Raw genomic sequence first — 14,973 nt, 5'->3', positions numbered from 1 at the left:
GTGTCCATAGGTAGAGAGGACGGCTTCACCATCGCCATGGCCTACTGCCGCGCGCTCGTTCCCTTTCGCAGCTCCAACTCCCCTGGCGAGTTGCTCAGGCCGCTACTGGAGCAACTTGGCCTGGAGGTGGAACAGCCCGATCAGCGCACCCTGATGGCCTTCGAGCGGCCCTGCGCCGGCCGCCGCGTGAACGACTATGTGCGCGTGTGGGCCGACTGGAGCGACATCGCCAGCACCGGCGAGCTCTGGCTCGAAACCCTCAGCGGTGAATGCATGGCACACTCGAGCACCCGCTGCGCCTCCGTGCTCGACCGCATTTGCTCCGGTCTCAATCGTTGAGCTCGAGCGCCTCGAGGTAGAGCCAGGCTCCATTGCATCGTCCGCCTTCGCGGCCAAAGCGCGAACGTTCCCGCAACACACCAGGCTCACCGCTGGCGCTGTAGTGGGCCGCGAAGGTCACGGTGCCGTGCAGATCATCCAGCCCACCGGCCTCGGTGGCGAGAATCTCCAAGTCACGCCAGCGCAACTGGCGGCAGTTGGTCTCCAAGGAGCGGCGGCGATCCCGGAGCGGTTGGTCTGAGGGCTGAGTGCGCAGCAGGTGATCGATCTCCGCCAGGGCATAGGCGCTGTAGCGCGAACGCATCAGCTGTTCTGCCGTGGCTGCGGCACGCTCCTGGCGGTGCAGTGGGCGGCAACAGGTGCCATAGGTTGCCCCCCCGCAAGGGCACGGCTGCTCAGGAGCCAGCCCTTTGGTGCCAAACCCTGCCATCAGGGTTGCGGCTGCAACGCAGCTAACGGCCGGCGCAGAGCCCCCGGCGCAATCCCCTCGCGCAGGGCCAGCACCAAGCCAGCGGCCTCGCTGTAGCTGGCAGCCGGGATCACCTCCAACCCCAAAGCCTCGGCTGTCACCTCCAGCAGGCAGGGGTTCTCCACGGCAATCACCGGAATGCCGCGTTCAGCGCAGGCCAACACGGCTGCACCTCCCAAGGCACCGGCCGGAGCAATCACCGCGCCCACCGATTCGATCCGTATCGCCGCAGCCCCTGCTGCCGCAGGCACCAGATCCGGAGCCCGGCTCAAGCCCACCAGCACGCAGGGCAGGAACGTGAAGCCCAGCTCCTCACCTGCGGCCCGGGGATCAAGATCGGGATCCAGGGGCAGCGGACTAAGGGCCGGGGCATGGGCACAGGGCAAGCCCAGCTCACGGCTGAGCAGGTGGCTGATCACCGCTTCCGCGCCGGCGAGGGCATCCACACCACTGCCCTGGCGATAGGCCGCCAGGGCTTCGCTTTCAGGATCATCGGGAAAGCGGGCCACCACGGCAATCGCCGTGGCACCAGCGGCTTTCAGCTCCAGGCCCGCCCGCAGCAGCGCCTCCGGCTGGCCCAACTGCCCCCAGCTCACCCCGCTGGCACCCAGGCTGAGGCTCACCTCCAGCGGGCGATCGGTGGTCACCACCGGACCCACATCCAGGCCAAGCGTGGCGCGGCAGCCATCGGCCACCTGCAGATGCCGTTGGCGCAGCTCTGGCTCGATACCAGCATCCAACAGCAGCCCCACCCGTTGCTGCCGCACCGGCTGCAACGCCAAGGCGCCTGCCGCAAAACGATCGAGGCTGGAGCCCTCCACGTAGTGAATCCGCGAATCACTCCAATAGAGCGCCGCGCCATTCATCACATTCGGATGGGTGATCAGGCAGCCACTCGCCGCCGCCAACAAGCGAGCCGCCGGCAGCGCATCACCGGCGTAGCCGCCCACGGCGCAGCCAATGCCGGTGGGAATCACCAACAGGGTGGGGAGCGGAAGCGCCGTGCTCATCAGGCATCCTCCTGCTGACAATCGCCAGCGCTGAGCACCACGGCCTCGATCTGCAGCAGCGCTGGCTGATCAGCGCGCTGCTGCACAGCGGTGATCGCCCAGCGCAGAGGGGTGCCGTGAGCGGCCACCGCTGCTTCGATCTGGCTGCGCAGCGAGCCGCTCTGGCGTTCCAGCTGCAACAGCAGTGGCCGCAGCTGGCCCCTGCTCACTTCTGGTACTGACCGAACTGGGCTTCGTAGAGCGCGTCTTCCTGGCCTGCGGTGAGCTTGAGGTCGCTGCGGGGGAAAGCCACACACAGCAGCGCATAACCCTGCTCCTGTAGCTCGGCCTTCACGCCCATGGCGTCGGGCTGGTGCACGGTTCCCTCATGGATACGGGCAGCACAAGTGGTGCATACGCCGGAGCAGCAGGAGCTAGGCAGGTCGACCCCGGCCGCTTCGGCTGCAGCCAACACGGTCTGCTCAGCGCTGCAGCTGAAACTGTGGCTGGTGCCGTTGATCTCGCAAACAACGGTGTAGGTGTCGCTCATGGGGCGCAGCGGCAGCTGGGGCACGTGGCCGTTCATTGTCCTGGATCACCGGCCCGCTGCTGCAGCTCAGTCCATTGAGCCGGGTGGGGAGCCAGGTATTCCGGCGGGGCCGCATCAGCGGGGCCGGCCAAGGGAGCGGTGAGCGCCAGATCAAAAGCCAGCGAGAGGCGCACGTCCTCCTCGTCGTCGTTAGCCGTCACGGCGTGATCCGTCTGGGCGGGGAACAGCACCAGCAGGCCGGCCTGCGGCGCCACATCCACCCAGGGAGCATTCCAACGCTGGCCACCCGCTGAATCCGCTTCAATCGGGCCGCCATGGCCGACCGCCAAACCCGTTACCAGCTCGTTGCTGTGCTGGCGGGGAAACAAGCGCAGGCAGCCGCTGCGCCCGCTGCCATCGCCGTTGAGATACAGCACCGCACTGAGATGGGCGTTGGGGTGGTGATGCCGGCCCACCACCTGGCCCACCTCACTCACCACCGGCCAGGCCCGCTGCACATGCAGCGCCACACTGCCTTCACGAAAACCGAGTTCCTTCAGATACGCCCAGGCCTGGCGCTCCACCTCCGCCGTGATCGCCGTAAAAGCCTCCAACCGATGCACCTGCCAGATGCCGTTGATGTCACCTGTCCAGGCGCAGCCAGGCGTGGGATTGCCCTCAGCATCGCCGCGCAAGGCCAACACCTCCTGAATCAACAACGCCAGATCCCAAGGATCCAGACGCAACGGCACCCGCCCCAACGCCAACGGAAACAAGCCCAGCAGTTCCACGCTCAATCGCCGCTGCATTCATCCTCCCCGCCGACACACCCCCACGCCCAGCCAGCAAAAAACCCCGCCGGGAAGGTCGCATCCGCAAAGCGGCGGCGACCGACCGACGAGGTTTTTTGCTGGCTGCGAGCGATCAGGCCATGGCAGCCGCACCGCCCACCACTTCCAGGATCTCCTGGGTAATGGCGGCCTGGCGGGCCTTGTTGTAGTCGAGGGTCAACGTCTTGGCGAGCGCCTTGGCGTTGTCACTGGCGTTGTTCATCGCCGTCATCCGGCTGGCCAGCTCCGATGCAGCAGCTTCCTGGAGCGAGCGCAGCAGCTGGTTCTGGAGATAGAGGGGCAACAGAGCATTGAGCAGCTGCTCAGGGGTCTGTTCGAACACCAGATCGGAAGGCAGGGAAGGTTGCTCGTTGGCCACCGAGCCCTTCTCCACGCCGAGCTGACCATCACGGGTGGTGAGACGGAAGATCTCGTCATCCGGGCTGGCGATGCCCTGGGGATCCAGGGGCAACAGGGTCTGCGACACGGGCTTGGAGCTCACCAAGTTAATGAACTTGGTGAAGATGATCTCGACGCGATCGGTGGTACCAGAGAGAAACTCAGCCAGTACTTCTTCCGAGATCTTGCCGGCTTCAGCAGCATTGGGCACCTGCTCCAACCCCATGAAGGTGGCGCGAATGGAGTACTGGCTGGAGCGGTTCTGGAAATAAGTGGCCACTTTGCGGCCAATCAACACCAAATCAACCTTGAAGCCCTGAGCAGAGAGTTCAGCGTGACGCTGCTCCGTGCGCTTAATGATGTTGGCGTTGTAGCCACCGCACAACCCGCGATCACCGGTAACGGCAAGCAGCGTGATTGTGCTCACCTCGCGGCTCTCCAACAGGGGAGCATCCACCGATTCGAACTGCATGCGGGTCTGGAGATTTTCCAGAATCCGCGCCAGCCGGTCGGCAAACGGCCGGCTGCGCAGCACCTGCTCCTGGGCTCGGCGCACTTTGGCGGCGGCCACCAGGCGCATGGCCTCGGTGATCTTGCGGGTGTTCTTAACGGAACTGATCCTGTCGCGGATCTCCTTGAGGTTCGCCATGGAAGGGGTTCTCCGGGTTAACCGTCAGGATCAGGCCGCAGCCAGCATCGACGACTTCACTTCGTTGATGGCGTCTTTGAGCATGGCTTCAGCTTCATCGCTGAGCTGCTTCTCGGTTTGGATCTTGGTGATGAAGTCAGGCTTGTTGCTCTTGAGGTACTCGCGCAGTTCGCGGCAGAACTGAACCACCGACTCCACAGGCACTTCGTCGATCATGCCCTTCACGCCGGCGTAGACCACAGCAACCTGCTCAGCCAGGATTAGGGGGCTGAACTGGGACTGCTTGAGGATCTCGCGAAGACGCTTACCGCGGGCCAGCTGCTGCTGGGTAGCGGCGTCCAGGTCGGAGGCAAACTGGGAGAAGGCAGCCAGTTCGTCGAACTGAGCCAGTTCCAGCTTCAGTGTGCCGGCAATCTTCTTGATGGCCTTGGTCTGGGCAGCACCGCCCACACGGCTCACCGAGATGCCCACGTTGATGGCGGGGCGCAGACCGGAGTTGAACAGGTCGGAGCTCAGGAACACCTGACCGTCCGTGATCGAGATCACGTTGGTGGGGATGTAAGCCGACACGTCGCCGGCCTGGGTTTCGATGATCGGCAGGGCGGTCATCGAACCCTTGCCCATGGCATCGCTCAGCTTGGCGGCGCGCTCGAGCAAGCGGCTGTGGCAATAGAACACGTCGCCGGGGTAGGCCTCACGACCGGGGGGACGGCGCAGCAGCAGCGACATCTGGCGATAGGCCTGAGCCTGCTTGGTGAGGTCGTCATAGATCACCAGCGTGGCCTTGCCCTTGTACATGAAGGACTCAGCGATGGCAGCGCCGGTGTAGGGAGCCAGGTACTGGAGAGCAGCCGACTCGGAGGCGTTAGCAGCCACCACGATGGTGTAATCGAGAGCGCCCTTTTCGCGCAGCACTTCAACCACGTTGGCCACGGAAGCGGCCTTCTGGCCCACGGCCACGTAGACGCAGACAACGTCTTCGCCCTTCTGGTTGATGATCGTGTCGATCGCGATGGCAGTCTTGCCAGTCTGGCGGTCGCCGATGATCAGCTCGCGCTGGCCGCGGCCGATGGGAATCATCGCGTCGATGGCGGTGATGCCGGTCTGCATCGGCTCATGCACCGACTTGCGCTGGATGATTCCAGGCGCCATCGACTCGATCAGGCGGGTCTCGCTGGTGGCGATGTCACCCTTGCCATCGATCGGCAGACCCAGTGGGTTCACCACACGGCCCAGCATGGCGTCGCCCACGGGGACCGAGGCGATCTTTCCCGTGGCCTTCACGGTGCTGCCTTCCTGGATACCCCGGCCCTCACCCATCAGCACCGCGCCGACGTTGTCGTCTTCGAGGTTCAGAGCGATGCCCTCGGTGCCGTCTTCGAACTGCACCAGCTCACCGGCCATGACCTGATCAAGGCCGTAGACGCGGGCAATGCCGTCGCCGATCTGCAGCACGGTGCCGACGTTGCTGACGGAGACCGACTTGTCGTAATCAGCGATCTGCTGCTTGAGGATCGCGCTGATCTCGTCGGGGCGGATGGAAACCATGGGAGGCGAGGAGGATGAGGACGAGGGGTGAGGAGAGGATTCGGGTGCGGGGCTAGCTCACCTTGGCCAGCGCTAGTCCGAGGCGACGCACCTGACCCGCGAGGCTGGCGTCAATCACCTTGGAGCCAACCTTGACGACGAAACCGCCGATCAGATCAGGATCTACCGAGAGGTTGAACTCCAGCTTGTCGGTACCGGCAACGGCCTGAACCTTCTTGCTGAGCTCAGCTTGCTGCTCTTCATTCAGAGCAGTGGCCGAGATCACATTGGCGAGGGCGATGTTGCGCTGCTCGCGGTAGAGCTCGAGCATGCGATCGAGCACCGCATCGAGAACACCGATGCGCTGGCGATCGGCCAGCAGCTTCAGCAGGTTGAGGAACGAAGGCGTGAGCTGATCACTGAACAGCTTCTCGAGAACAGCCTTCTTGGCATCCACCTCAAGCACCGGCGAGGCCATGGCCTGGCGCAGTTCGGGGGATTCATGCCAGAGGGCGAGAACGGCCTTGGCCTGATCGACCACCTCGTCGACTTCCTTGCGGCTTTCAGCCACCTGAAGGAAGGCTTCGGCGTAGGGGGTGGTGATCGTGTTGAGCAACGGCATCAGGCGTTCCCCAGGGTATTGATGGACTGGCTGAGCAGCTGTGCCTGAGCTTCAGGGCTGAGCTTGCCGGGGAGAGTGGCTAGAGCCTTCTCGATCGCTAAGCGAGCGGCCTCACGGCGGAGCTGATTGCTGACGCGAGCGGCTTCAGCATTCATGTCGGCCGTTGCGCCCTGCTTGAGGCGAGCCATCTCGTCGATGGTGCGCCTTTCGCTCTCTAGACGGATGGACTCAGCACGGGCTTTGCCATCCGCACGGATCCGCTCAGCCTTCTGCTGCGCGTCGGCAAGATCCTTCTGGGCCTGAGCGAGCTGTGTGGTGGCACCGGCCAGACGCTCTTCGGCATCTTTGAGATCGGCCAGAATGATCGCCCGGCGCCGCTCAAGAATGCCGCCCAGGAAATTGGGCAGAAACTTGTAGAGAGCGAAGATGACGATCGCCAGATTGATGATGTTGGTCTCGAACAGATCGAGGTTCAGACCAAAGCCACCGTGATTGGCGAAAAGGCTAGGAATAGTCATTTGGCGGCCAGCAGACGGTCGACAATCAGGTCACCGAGCTTCTCGGCATCACCCTTGAGCTGACCAAGGGCCGACTCCCGTTGTGCATCGATCTCACGACGCGCCTGTTCACGAGAGGCATTGGCTTCAGCCGTGGCCATAGCCAGGGCTTCGCGATAGAGCTTGTCGGAATCCTGCTCCGCTTCCTGAATCAGCTGTTGGGTGGCTTTACGCGCCTCCTTGAGCTGTTCGCGCAGATCCCCCTCCAGACGCTCCACCTGAGCCAGCTTTTGCTTGGCCTCGGCACGGCTGGTGGTGATGTAACCCTCGCGCTCTTCCACAACCCGACCAACGGGGCGGAAGAACAGGGCATTGAGAATGAAGGTGAGGAGAACCACCTGAACTGCCATCAGCGGCAGGGTGGCATCGAGGTCAAAAAGACCTCCCTCCGTGGCACCAAGCAGAAGCCAGCTGGTCATGAGGCGGGGGTGCGGTCGGTTGAAAGCGGTCGCGTACGGATGCAGTGAGGTGAATGGAGTGAAGAGACCCGGTTGATGCCGGGTCTCTTCTCACCTCAAGCGCGATCAGCCGGCGAAGGGGTTGGCGAACAGCAGCACCAGTGCGACCACGAGGCCATAAATGGTGAGTGCTTCCATGAAGGCCAGAGACAGCAGCAGGGTGCCGCGGATCTTGCCGTCAGCTTCGGGCTGGCGAGCGATGCCTTCAACTGCGGAGCCGGCTGCGGTGCCCTGACCGATACCAGGGCCAATAGCGCCGAGGCCGACAGCCAGACCAGCAGCGATCACGGACGCTGCAGAGGTGATGGAATCCATGGGGGAACGAAGGATGTAGGGCGCTGGGAGAGCGCGGACGGGAACCGGGACGTTATCCCTGCGCCTGGGACACCTCGGATTAACTCGAGATGGGCCCGGATCATGCCGGACCTGCGCGCAAGGAGTTTGCCAGAGCGAGTGACACGCCCTGGCGGGGGAGAGGTTCAACCTCTAGTGATGCTCTTCGTGCACCGCTTCACCGATGTAGTTGCCGGCGAGAGTGGCGAAGATCAGGGCCTGGATGGCACTGGTGAACAAGCCGAGGAACATCGCAGGCAGAGGCACCAACAAAGGAACCAGGAACGCCAACACAGCCACAACCAGTTCATCCGCCAGGATGTTTCCGAACAGACGGAAGGACAGAGAGAGAGGCTTTGTGAAGTCTTCGATGATTTTGAACGGGAGCATGATCGGAGTGGGCTCCACGTAGTACTCGAAGTACCGGAATCCTTTGCGGCTCAGGCCTGCATAGAAGTAGGCGAGAGACACCAACAGTGCCAGAGCAACCGTGGTGTTGATATCGGCGGTCGGGGCGCCGAGTTCACCTTCGGGGAGATCGATCAGCTTCCAGGGCAACAGGGCACCGCCCCAGTTGCACACAAAGATGAACAGGAAAAGCGTGCCGATAAAGGGCAGCCAATCGCGGTAGGCCTTCTCGCCGATCTGCTCGCGAGCAAGATCACGGATGTAATCCCACAGAAATTCGAGCAGGTTCTGCATGCCGCGCGGATCGCGCTCCATCTTGCGGCTGCCCACCAGCACAAAGGCCAGCAGAGCACCGATCACCACCCAGGAGCTGAGGAACACCTGGCCGTGGATCTTGAGATTGCCCAGCTGCCAATAGAGGTGCTGACCCACCTCCAGTTCGGCAAAGGGAAGAGCGAGTGGCAAAAAACCCATCGGGTTGTGCGTTCGGTGTCGCGAGGGCGACGGTTCAAGGGGAGACCGGCTCAGGAATCGAGCAGAACCTGAAGAATCAGGGCCGGTTTGTAGAGCAGAAAACCGAGCAGGGCCGGCAAAAGCTCTAACTGGGGCAGGCGGGCAGAGGCCAGAACCAGCACCACAGGCACAAGCAGCTGTGTTTTGCCCACCTTCTTGGCCCCATTGCCGAGCTTGCCAACACTGCGAGCCAGAAGGCGCAGATAAAGCAGACCAGCCATGGCACCAACCAGCAAGGAGCTGGCGATGTGAAGGTCGAAGACCACGGCCGTGATCAGCACCGCAATAGCGGAAACGATCAGGGTGGCCAGAAGCAGACGCTGCTGAAGGCGCAGGTAGTCGTCGGAAGGAGCTGAATCAGTCGAAGAGACTGAGCCAACCGGGTCCACCGACTGATCCTCACCCTCACCATCCAACGCCTCAGAAGAAGCGCTGCTGTTGTGAGGGAGCGGGGGGGTTGCCAGCAAGGGCTCCTGCGCTCTGAAAAGGCGCGCGGAATCTATCACGCAGGGGCACGCCCCCCTGCCTGAAGCAGTAGCACCCGCTGATCTAGCAACACCCTTGCCACCGCTGCGATCTCTTGTGCAGGCCAGCCCAACGGGAGGGCTCCAAGGCAGGTGTCTGCCGGTGCATGCTCCAGGGCCTGCATCAGAGCCAGCCCCTCGGCACAAAGATCGAGTGGCGCCATATCCGAATCGAGCAGCGCCGCACCCGGCCAACCCCACAGGCAGGGGTTGCGCCGGCCTTTTGAAGCCAGCAGCACCTGATCGTCGTCCCAGGCGAAACGCTGCAGCGGGGGCTTAGCCAGGAAAAACTCGAAATGACTCAGATCGGGATCCAGGTCTTCCACCAGTTGCCACTGCTGCAGAGCCGGCATCGCCCTAGCCCGCTCCAACAGCTCGCCCTGAAGGAGCCGAGCCGGGTCCCACATCTGCGGGTTGGAGAACCCAGCAAACTCCAGATCGGCTGAGGCCACAAAGGTCATCAGGCGCTCGAGGTTGTAGCTGGTCTCCTGCGGGTGGAGATACATGTCGGCGAAATTGGCATCCGCAGCGCAATCGATCGCCCACCGCTGCTCGTGATGACGGCGCAACCGGTTGCACTCCGGCAGCTCAGCCAATAACTGGCGGCCGAGGCGCAGCCCCTCAGCTCCGGTGCCCACGCCCATGGCCGTGAGCGCCCGTTGGGTGCGGTGGATTTCCCAGCGCCCCCCATCGGCGTACAGAAACAGATGCAGCAGCGCACCGGGCTTGAGCAGTGAGGCCAGGGCCTTCAGCCCGGCTTCCGGCTGACGCAGGTGATGCAGCACCCCAACAGAATTGATGTAATCGAAGGGGCCCTCCCCCTCCAGCTCCAACAGGCTGCGGTTTTCGAGGCGCACGCTGGCCTGTTCGTACCCACCGGAGCGACGTAGGCGCTCGCGGGCCACCTCGAGGGTGCCCGGGGAAATGTCCACCGCCAGGATCTCGGCACCGGGGTTGAGATGGGCGAGGTAATCGGTGCTCACCCCCGTGCCGCAACCGGCATCGAGGATGCGCAACGGCTCGCCCCCGTTTGGCAGAGGGGCTATGGCACCGGTGCAAGCGGCATAGGCCGCATCCACACACCAGCGCCAGTTGTATCCAGGCGGTGGGCCGTCCTGCAGAGGATCGCCGGGGTAAGGGAATCGGTCGTAAAAGGCGCTCACCACTGGGGTGGCGGCATCAGCCGGGGCGTGGGTCATGGCGCAGGAGGCAGCTCTGCAACCGAGCGAGCTTTTCATGGCTCAGGGGGCCATCAGGCCAGAGATCGAGCCCGGCTGCAAACATTTGTTCATGGGCGGCCGAGAGGCCAGAGGGCCAGCCGTAACGTGCCTTCGCCCGGTTCGCTCTCCTCCATGACTGTGACCGCCAGCAGCGGCAGCAGCAGGGTTGCTCCTCAGCGTTACGACACCCTGCCGCTCTCCAGCGTCCGCGAGGCGGAACAGCAGGATCGCTTCCTCGATGGCGGGGAGCTGAACACCCTGATCACGTTCTTCCAGAGCGGCCAGCTGCGGGTCGAGGCAGCACGCCGCGTCTCCGCGAACGCCGAGTCGATCGTGGCGCGCGCAGCCAGTCGCATCTTTACCGGCGGCACGCCGCTCTCCTATCTCGACGCGCCCCTGAATCCTGTGGTTGCAGCGGGTGAGACGCCGCTCGCCACCGATCAAGTGGCCTTCCAGCGATCGGTGCAGACCTTCGCCGGCGCCAGCGCTGCCAACAAGCGCGGCAATGCCCTCACCCGCCTGCTCGAGGGCGCAGGTGGCGACGCTGATGTGCGCGTCGTACTCCCCGCTGGCTTCAGCACGATCTCCGTGGCCCGCTATGGCACGGAGCGGATGAAGAAGTCGATCCGTGACCTGGCCTGGTTCCTGCGCTACGTGGGTTACGCCGTGGTGGCCGGTGATCCCAGCATCCTGCGGGTCAATACCCGCGGCCTGCGCGATGTGTTGGAGAAAGGCTGCTCCCTTGCCGCCACCAACGTGGCCCTCCAGGAGATGCGCGCCGGTGCCGCCGAGCTACTCAAAGATCTCCCTGAAGCCCGCCAACTGCTGATCGACAGCTTCAACGTGCTGCTCGAGGAGCTCGCCGTTGCCACCCCCTCGCCGCGTCAGCGCTTGGGAAGCCCTGAAAACCAAGGTCTGCAGCTGCCTGCGATCTATGCCCTGGCCGCCCAGGGCAAGGCTCAGCGCTTCAACATGAGGCCGGGGATGAGTGGCGCTCAGAAAGCCGAGGTGGTGCGGGCCGCGTATCGCCAGGTGTTTGAGCGCGACATTGCCAAGGCTTACAGCCAGATGCCCTGCCCGGTGGAGGCCACCCAGGTGCGCCAGGGCGACATCTCCATGCGGGAATTCATCCGCTCGCTGGGCCACAGCAAGGAATACCAGCAGCAGTTCTACGGCCGGTTCGTCAACAGCCGTGTGGTGGAGCTGGCCTTCCGCCACTTCCTCGGCCGCGGCATCAGCTCTCGCGAGGAGTTCACCCGCTATTTCGACATCGTGTCAGCCCAAGGCCTCAAAGGCCTGGTGGATGCGCTGGTCAACAGCATGGAATACGCCCAGGTGTTTGGGGAGGAAACCGTTCCCTACCTGCGCGACATCGGCGAGGAAGCGCAGGAGAGCGCCGGCTGGGGTTCTAACCGCAAGCTGTTCCGCTTCAGTGCACCGTTTGAGGGTGCACCCCAGTACGTCACCCTCTACGCCAGCTACCGCCAGCCCTACGCCGATCAGCACCCCTACGGCGGAGGCAATGATCCACTGGGTCTGACCTACGGCGCCATCTTCCCCTCCGGCACCGCCAAGGTGGGAACGCGCCCCGCACCGATCCGCTACGACACACGCCGGATCCTTGTGGGCAATGGCATGCGCCAGCCCGGGCAGATGAACAGCCCACAGTTCCGCGCCTCCACACCGCGCAAACTTGGCCCCAAGGTGGTGCGCCTTCAGCAGATCTCCACCGGTGGCAATTCGGTGCCCCGCCGCGGCGGTCAGCCCAGCATCCGCAACACCGAAGCCAGCACCCAGGCAGTGATCCGCGCGGTGTACGTGCAGGTGCTGGGCAACACCGGCTACGCCGGCGAGCAAAACAAAGTGGAGGAGATCAAGCTCGAAAACGGCGATCTGAGCTTGCGCGAATTCGTGCGCCAGGTGGCCCGCAGCGATGCCTTCCGCCGCCGCTACTGGAGCGGGCTCTACATCTGCAAAGCAATCGAGGTGATGCACCGCCGCCTGCTGGGCCGCCCCACCTTTGGCCGCTGGGAGATCGACGCCTACTTCGACGTGGCCGCTCGCAAGGGCTTCTACGGCGTTGTGGACGCCATGCTTAACAGCCCTGAGTACAGCGAAGCCTTCGGGGAAGACACCGTTCCTTACGAGCGCTTTATTACGCCCACCGACCTGAGCACGCGCCGGGTACCTGCGCTCAAGCGGGCGTTTAACGCCGCCGCTTACGCCGACACCACCCCACGCATTCGGCCTGAGGTGACTCCACCCGCCGACTTCCGTGGCACCGGCAGTCTCACCGAGCGGAACCTGACCGGCCGCAGCGGTGTGGTGCGCGGCAGCTGGAGCGCCACCCTCACCGGCGGCGAGCAGTTGGCGCCAAGCGCCACCACATCCAATGGCCCCGGCTCCGTGCAAACCCGCCCAGCCCCCACCCGCAGCTGGAGTGCGCCCCGCTGGCAGCCCGGAGGTGGCGCAGCGCCGATCTGGAGTGCCGGTGCCACCAGCTTTACCCAGACTCCTAACGCCATTGGGACCCCGTCCATTGGGGTGACGGGTGGCTGGAATGCAGCGGTGTCCAGCGGAGGTGCTGCCACCTCTGCGCAACAACCCGGCGCTGCCATGGCCAAGGCTCTGAGGCCTGGCAATTTGCAAGGCTTCAGCAAGCGCCGGAGCCTCGGCACAACCGTCAAACTCTCGATGCGCCCCACCAGCGCTGAAGTTGGCGAAGCGATCGAGGCTGTGTATCGCCAGCTGCTCGGCCGCCAACCGTTGGCCTCTGAAGCCCTGGGTGATGCCGAGTCGCAGCTGCGCAAGGGTGAGCTTTGCGTGGCTGAATTCGTGGCACGCGTGGCCGCAAACGATTTGTTCGTGAGCCGCCTAAACCGCATGGCACCCTTCAAGGCTGCCGCCGCTGCCTATCTGGCCCTGCTTGGCCGTGCCGCCCAACCGGATGAAACCAGTCGGTTTCTCGCCACTCGCTGCGATGAAGGTCTACGCAGCGCCATCGAAGCCGTGCTCAACTCCAACGAGTACGCCAGCAGCTTCGGGCGCGACACCGTGCCGTTCCTCAAGGGTATGGGCACCAGTGACGGCATCCCCCTGAGCACCGTGAACCGCACAGCTGCCCTTTACGGCGGCAACGCGGCCCTTAATCCCAGAGCCTGAGCGCACAAGATCGGCTGATCCGCTCAGCCGCCAGTCCCCCTGCCCCGCGGCAGGGGGTTTTTACTGCGCAGAGTTTTTTGTTACAAAATGCGCCGCAATTAAGGCACGCTCGAAGCAACGGAGCAGCCAGCGAAGCGCGCTTAATTATTAACAACCAACACAGAGCTCATCTCACAGCTGCACGCCAAGACCCCAGGCGGCGCAAGCGTTTTGAAGGACAGAACCCGCCGTGAAGAACTGTTACCGGGACTCGGGAGCCTGCAGGGCCTTGCCACAGAATGACTCGGCGGACAGCACTGCTGCCGCGCCTTCAGTTGTTCGCCCCCGACGCAGCCTGCTGCGGGAGGAGCATTCCCCTGAAGACCCTCCCCTTACCCACCGGATATCGGTCACCGTTCAGGCGACCGCTTGTTTCGAGGCAGAACTGCATGAGCATCGTCTCCAACTCGATCATCAACGCGGACGCCGAAGCCCGCTACCTCAGCCCTGGCGAACTCGACCAGATCAAGGCCTTCGTGAGCGGCGGTCAGCGTCGTCTTCGCGTAGCCCAGGTCCTGGCCGAAAGCCGTGAGCGCATCGTCAAGACCGCCGGCGGCGCCCTGTTCCAGAAGCGCCCTGACGTGATCTCCCCCGGCGGCAACGCCTACGGCGAGGAGATGACGGCGTCATGCCTGCGCGACATGGATTACTACCTGCGCTTGGTGTCTTACGGCATCGTCGCTGGCGATGTGACCCCGATTGAAGAGATCGGCATCATTGGCGCCAAGGAGATGTATCGCTCCCTGGGCACCCCCCTCGAAGCCATGGCTGAAGCCGTGCGCGAGATGAAGAACGCCGCCATGAGCCTGCTCACCGGCGCTGATGCCGAAGAGGCTGGCTTCTACTTCGACTACGTCGTCGGCGCCCTCTCCTGAGGCCCTTTCCTCTCCACCACACCGCCTCTTCGATCAGGTTCCATGCAAGACGCCATCACCAACGTCATCAACCAGGCCGACGTCCAGGGCCTTTACCTGGACACTTCCTCCATGGGTCGCCTGGAGCAGTACTTCGCCAGCGGTGAGCTGCGCGTTCGTGCCGCTGCCACCATCAGCTCCAACGCTTCCGCCATCATCAAGGAAGCCGTGGCCAAGTCGCTGCTGTATTCGGACATCACCCGTCCCGGCGGCAACATGTACACCTGCCGTCGCTATGCGGCATGCATTCGCGACCTTGACTATTACCTGCGCTACGCCACCTACGCCATGTTGGCTGGTGATACCTCGATCCTCGATGAGCGCGTGTTGAACGGTCTCAAGGAGACCTACAACTCCCTGGGTGTACCCATCGGTGCCACTGTGCAGTCGATCCAAGCCATGAAGGAAGTGACCGCTGCTCTGGTGGGCCCCGACGCCGGCCGTGAAATGGGCGTGTACTTCGATTACATCAGCTCCGGCCTGGGTAACTGA

General features: G+C 63.7%; 18 protein-coding genes. 4 read left to right on the top strand and 14 right to left on the bottom strand.

From position 1 onward, the window contains the following. Entirely contained in the window at positions 1 to 339 is a 339-nt protein-coding gene (locus KJJ24_RS14360; protein WP_214339729.1) for a hypothetical protein, read from the top strand. Here KJJ24_RS14360 and KJJ24_RS14355 read toward each other — a convergent pair. The 14 genes from KJJ24_RS14355 to KJJ24_RS14290 form a co-directional block, all read right to left on the bottom strand. Then, positions 329 to 643, bottom strand: coding sequence for a YchJ family protein (locus KJJ24_RS14355; RefSeq protein ID WP_371811744.1), 315 nt, complete (start codon positions 641 to 643; stop codon positions 329 to 331). The genes KJJ24_RS14360 and KJJ24_RS14355 overlap by 11 nt on opposite strands. 125 nt (positions 644 to 768) lie before the next feature. After that, entirely contained in the window at positions 769 to 1,818 is a 1,050-nt protein-coding gene (locus KJJ24_RS14350) for a DUF3326 domain-containing protein (RefSeq protein WP_214339725.1), read from the bottom strand. Further along, positions 1,818 to 1,997, bottom strand: coding sequence for a hypothetical protein (locus KJJ24_RS14345; protein WP_214343795.1), 180 nt, complete (start codon positions 1,995 to 1,997; stop codon positions 1,818 to 1,820). The genes KJJ24_RS14350 and KJJ24_RS14345 overlap by 1 nt, the downstream gene beginning before the upstream one ends. Before the next feature lie 26 nt (positions 1,998 to 2,023). Then, entirely contained in the window at positions 2,024 to 2,347 is a 324-nt protein-coding gene (locus KJJ24_RS14340) for a 2Fe-2S iron-sulfur cluster-binding protein (protein WP_214343757.1), read from the bottom strand. A 32-nt stretch (positions 2,348 to 2,379) separates the two neighbouring features. After that, positions 2,380 to 3,135 carry a putative 2OG-Fe(II) oxygenase gene (locus tag KJJ24_RS14335; protein WP_214339723.1) on the bottom strand — a complete coding sequence of 252 codons (756 nt, stop codon included), beginning with the start codon at positions 3,133 to 3,135 and terminating at the stop codon, positions 2,380 to 2,382. Between the two features lie 115 nt (positions 3,136 to 3,250). Next, entirely contained in the window at positions 3,251 to 4,204 is a 954-nt protein-coding gene (locus KJJ24_RS14330) for a F0F1 ATP synthase subunit gamma (protein ID WP_214339721.1), read from the bottom strand. 30 nt (positions 4,205 to 4,234) lie between these two features. Continuing rightward, on the bottom strand, positions 4,235 to 5,752 hold the full coding sequence (atpA, locus tag KJJ24_RS14325; protein ID WP_214339719.1) for a F0F1 ATP synthase subunit alpha: 1,518 nt from the start codon (positions 5,750 to 5,752) through the stop codon (positions 4,235 to 4,237). A 52-nt stretch (positions 5,753 to 5,804) separates the two neighbouring features. Next, the gene (atpH, locus tag KJJ24_RS14320; RefSeq protein ID WP_214339717.1) at positions 5,805 to 6,353 is read right to left on the bottom strand and encodes an ATP synthase F1 subunit delta; all 549 of its coding nucleotides are present in this window, start codon (positions 6,351 to 6,353) and stop codon (positions 5,805 to 5,807) included. Further along, positions 6,353 to 6,871, bottom strand: coding sequence for a F0F1 ATP synthase subunit B (locus KJJ24_RS14315; protein ID WP_214339715.1), 519 nt, complete (start codon positions 6,869 to 6,871; stop codon positions 6,353 to 6,355). The genes atpH and KJJ24_RS14315 overlap by 1 nt, the downstream gene beginning before the upstream one ends. Next, the gene (locus KJJ24_RS14310) at positions 6,868 to 7,329 is read right to left on the bottom strand and encodes a F0F1 ATP synthase subunit B' (protein WP_214339713.1); all 462 of its coding nucleotides are present in this window, start codon (positions 7,327 to 7,329) and stop codon (positions 6,868 to 6,870) included. Before KJJ24_RS14310 ends, KJJ24_RS14315 begins: the two co-directional genes overlap by 4 nt. A gap of 105 nt (positions 7,330 to 7,434) precedes the next feature. Continuing rightward, a complete protein-coding gene (gene atpE / locus KJJ24_RS14305; protein ID WP_010310940.1) occupies positions 7,435 to 7,683 on the bottom strand; it encodes an ATP synthase F0 subunit C in 249 nt (82 codons plus the stop codon). Between the two features lie 171 nt (positions 7,684 to 7,854). Next, complete coding sequence (atpB, locus tag KJJ24_RS14300; RefSeq protein ID WP_214339711.1) at positions 7,855 to 8,583, bottom strand: F0F1 ATP synthase subunit A; 729 nt, start codon at positions 8,581 to 8,583, stop codon at positions 7,855 to 7,857. 50 nt (positions 8,584 to 8,633) lie between these two features. Next, the gene (locus KJJ24_RS14295) at positions 8,634 to 9,089 is read right to left on the bottom strand and encodes an ATP synthase (protein ID WP_214339710.1); all 456 of its coding nucleotides are present in this window, start codon (positions 9,087 to 9,089) and stop codon (positions 8,634 to 8,636) included. A 35-nt stretch (positions 9,090 to 9,124) separates the two neighbouring features. Further along, positions 9,125 to 10,345, bottom strand: a complete 1,221-nt coding sequence (locus tag KJJ24_RS14290) for a methyltransferase (protein WP_214339709.1) — start codon at positions 10,343 to 10,345, stop codon at positions 9,125 to 9,127. Positions 10,346 to 10,498: 153 nt separating this feature from the next. Between KJJ24_RS14290 and KJJ24_RS14285 the strand changes: the two genes are divergently transcribed. From KJJ24_RS14285 to apcB, 3 genes are all read left to right on the top strand, one after another. Beyond that, complete coding sequence (locus tag KJJ24_RS14285) at positions 10,499 to 13,528, top strand: phycobilisome rod-core linker polypeptide (RefSeq protein ID WP_214339708.1); 3,030 nt, start codon at positions 10,499 to 10,501, stop codon at positions 13,526 to 13,528. 428 nt (positions 13,529 to 13,956) lie between these two features. After that, complete coding sequence (locus KJJ24_RS14280; protein ID WP_214339707.1) at positions 13,957 to 14,442, top strand: allophycocyanin; 486 nt, start codon at positions 13,957 to 13,959, stop codon at positions 14,440 to 14,442. A 42-nt stretch (positions 14,443 to 14,484) separates the two neighbouring features. Continuing rightward, positions 14,485 to 14,973: an allophycocyanin subunit beta gene (apcB, locus tag KJJ24_RS14275; RefSeq protein WP_214339706.1), complete on the top strand. Its 489-nt coding sequence runs from the start codon at positions 14,485 to 14,487 to the stop codon at positions 14,971 to 14,973.

The organism is Synechococcus sp. LA31 (assembly GCF_018502385.1).
Taxonomy (GTDB): domain Bacteria; phylum Cyanobacteriota; class Cyanobacteriia; order PCC-6307; family Cyanobiaceae; genus Vulcanococcus.
This window is presented reverse-complemented; position numbering and strand designations above follow the sequence as displayed.

Excerpts from the sequence above, each read along its gene's own strand:
- KJJ24_RS14340 (WP_214343757.1), bottom strand. The coding sequence starts at position 2,347 with ATGAGCGACACCTACACCGTTGTTTGCGAGATCAACGGCACCAGCCAC.
- KJJ24_RS14335 (WP_214339723.1), bottom strand. The coding sequence starts at position 3,135 with ATGCAGCGGCGATTGAGCGTGGAACTGCTGGGCTTGTTTCCGTTGGCG.
- apcB (WP_214339706.1), top strand. The coding sequence starts at position 14,485 with ATGCAAGACGCCATCACCAACGTCATCAACCAGGCCGACGTCCAGGGC.
- KJJ24_RS14290 (WP_214339709.1), bottom strand. The coding sequence starts at position 10,345 with ATGACCCACGCCCCGGCTGATGCCGCCACCCCAGTGGTGAGCGCCTTT.
- KJJ24_RS14310 (WP_214339713.1), bottom strand. The coding sequence starts at position 7,329 with ATGACCAGCTGGCTTCTGCTTGGTGCCACGGAGGGAGGTCTTTTTGAC.
- KJJ24_RS14285 (WP_214339708.1), top strand. The coding sequence starts at position 10,499 with ATGACTGTGACCGCCAGCAGCGGCAGCAGCAGGGTTGCTCCTCAGCGT.
- atpE (WP_010310940.1), bottom strand. The coding sequence starts at position 7,683 with ATGGATTCCATCACCTCTGCAGCGTCCGTGATCGCTGCTGGTCTGGCT.
- KJJ24_RS14350 (WP_214339725.1), bottom strand. The coding sequence starts at position 1,818 with ATGAGCACGGCGCTTCCGCTCCCCACCCTGTTGGTGATTCCCACCGGC.
- KJJ24_RS14280 (WP_214339707.1), top strand. The coding sequence starts at position 13,957 with ATGAGCATCGTCTCCAACTCGATCATCAACGCGGACGCCGAAGCCCGC.
- atpH (WP_214339717.1), bottom strand. The coding sequence starts at position 6,353 with ATGCCGTTGCTCAACACGATCACCACCCCCTACGCCGAAGCCTTCCTT.
- atpB (WP_214339711.1), bottom strand. The coding sequence starts at position 8,583 with ATGGGTTTTTTGCCACTCGCTCTTCCCTTTGCCGAACTGGAGGTGGGT.
- KJJ24_RS14315 (WP_214339715.1), bottom strand. The coding sequence starts at position 6,871 with ATGACTATTCCTAGCCTTTTCGCCAATCACGGTGGCTTTGGTCTGAAC.
- atpA (WP_214339719.1), bottom strand. The coding sequence starts at position 5,752 with ATGGTTTCCATCCGCCCCGACGAGATCAGCGCGATCCTCAAGCAGCAG.
- KJJ24_RS14330 (WP_214339721.1), bottom strand. The coding sequence starts at position 4,204 with ATGGCGAACCTCAAGGAGATCCGCGACAGGATCAGTTCCGTTAAGAAC.
- KJJ24_RS14355 (WP_371811744.1), bottom strand. The coding sequence starts at position 643 with ATGCGTTCGCGCTACAGCGCCTATGCCCTGGCGGAGATCGATCACCTG.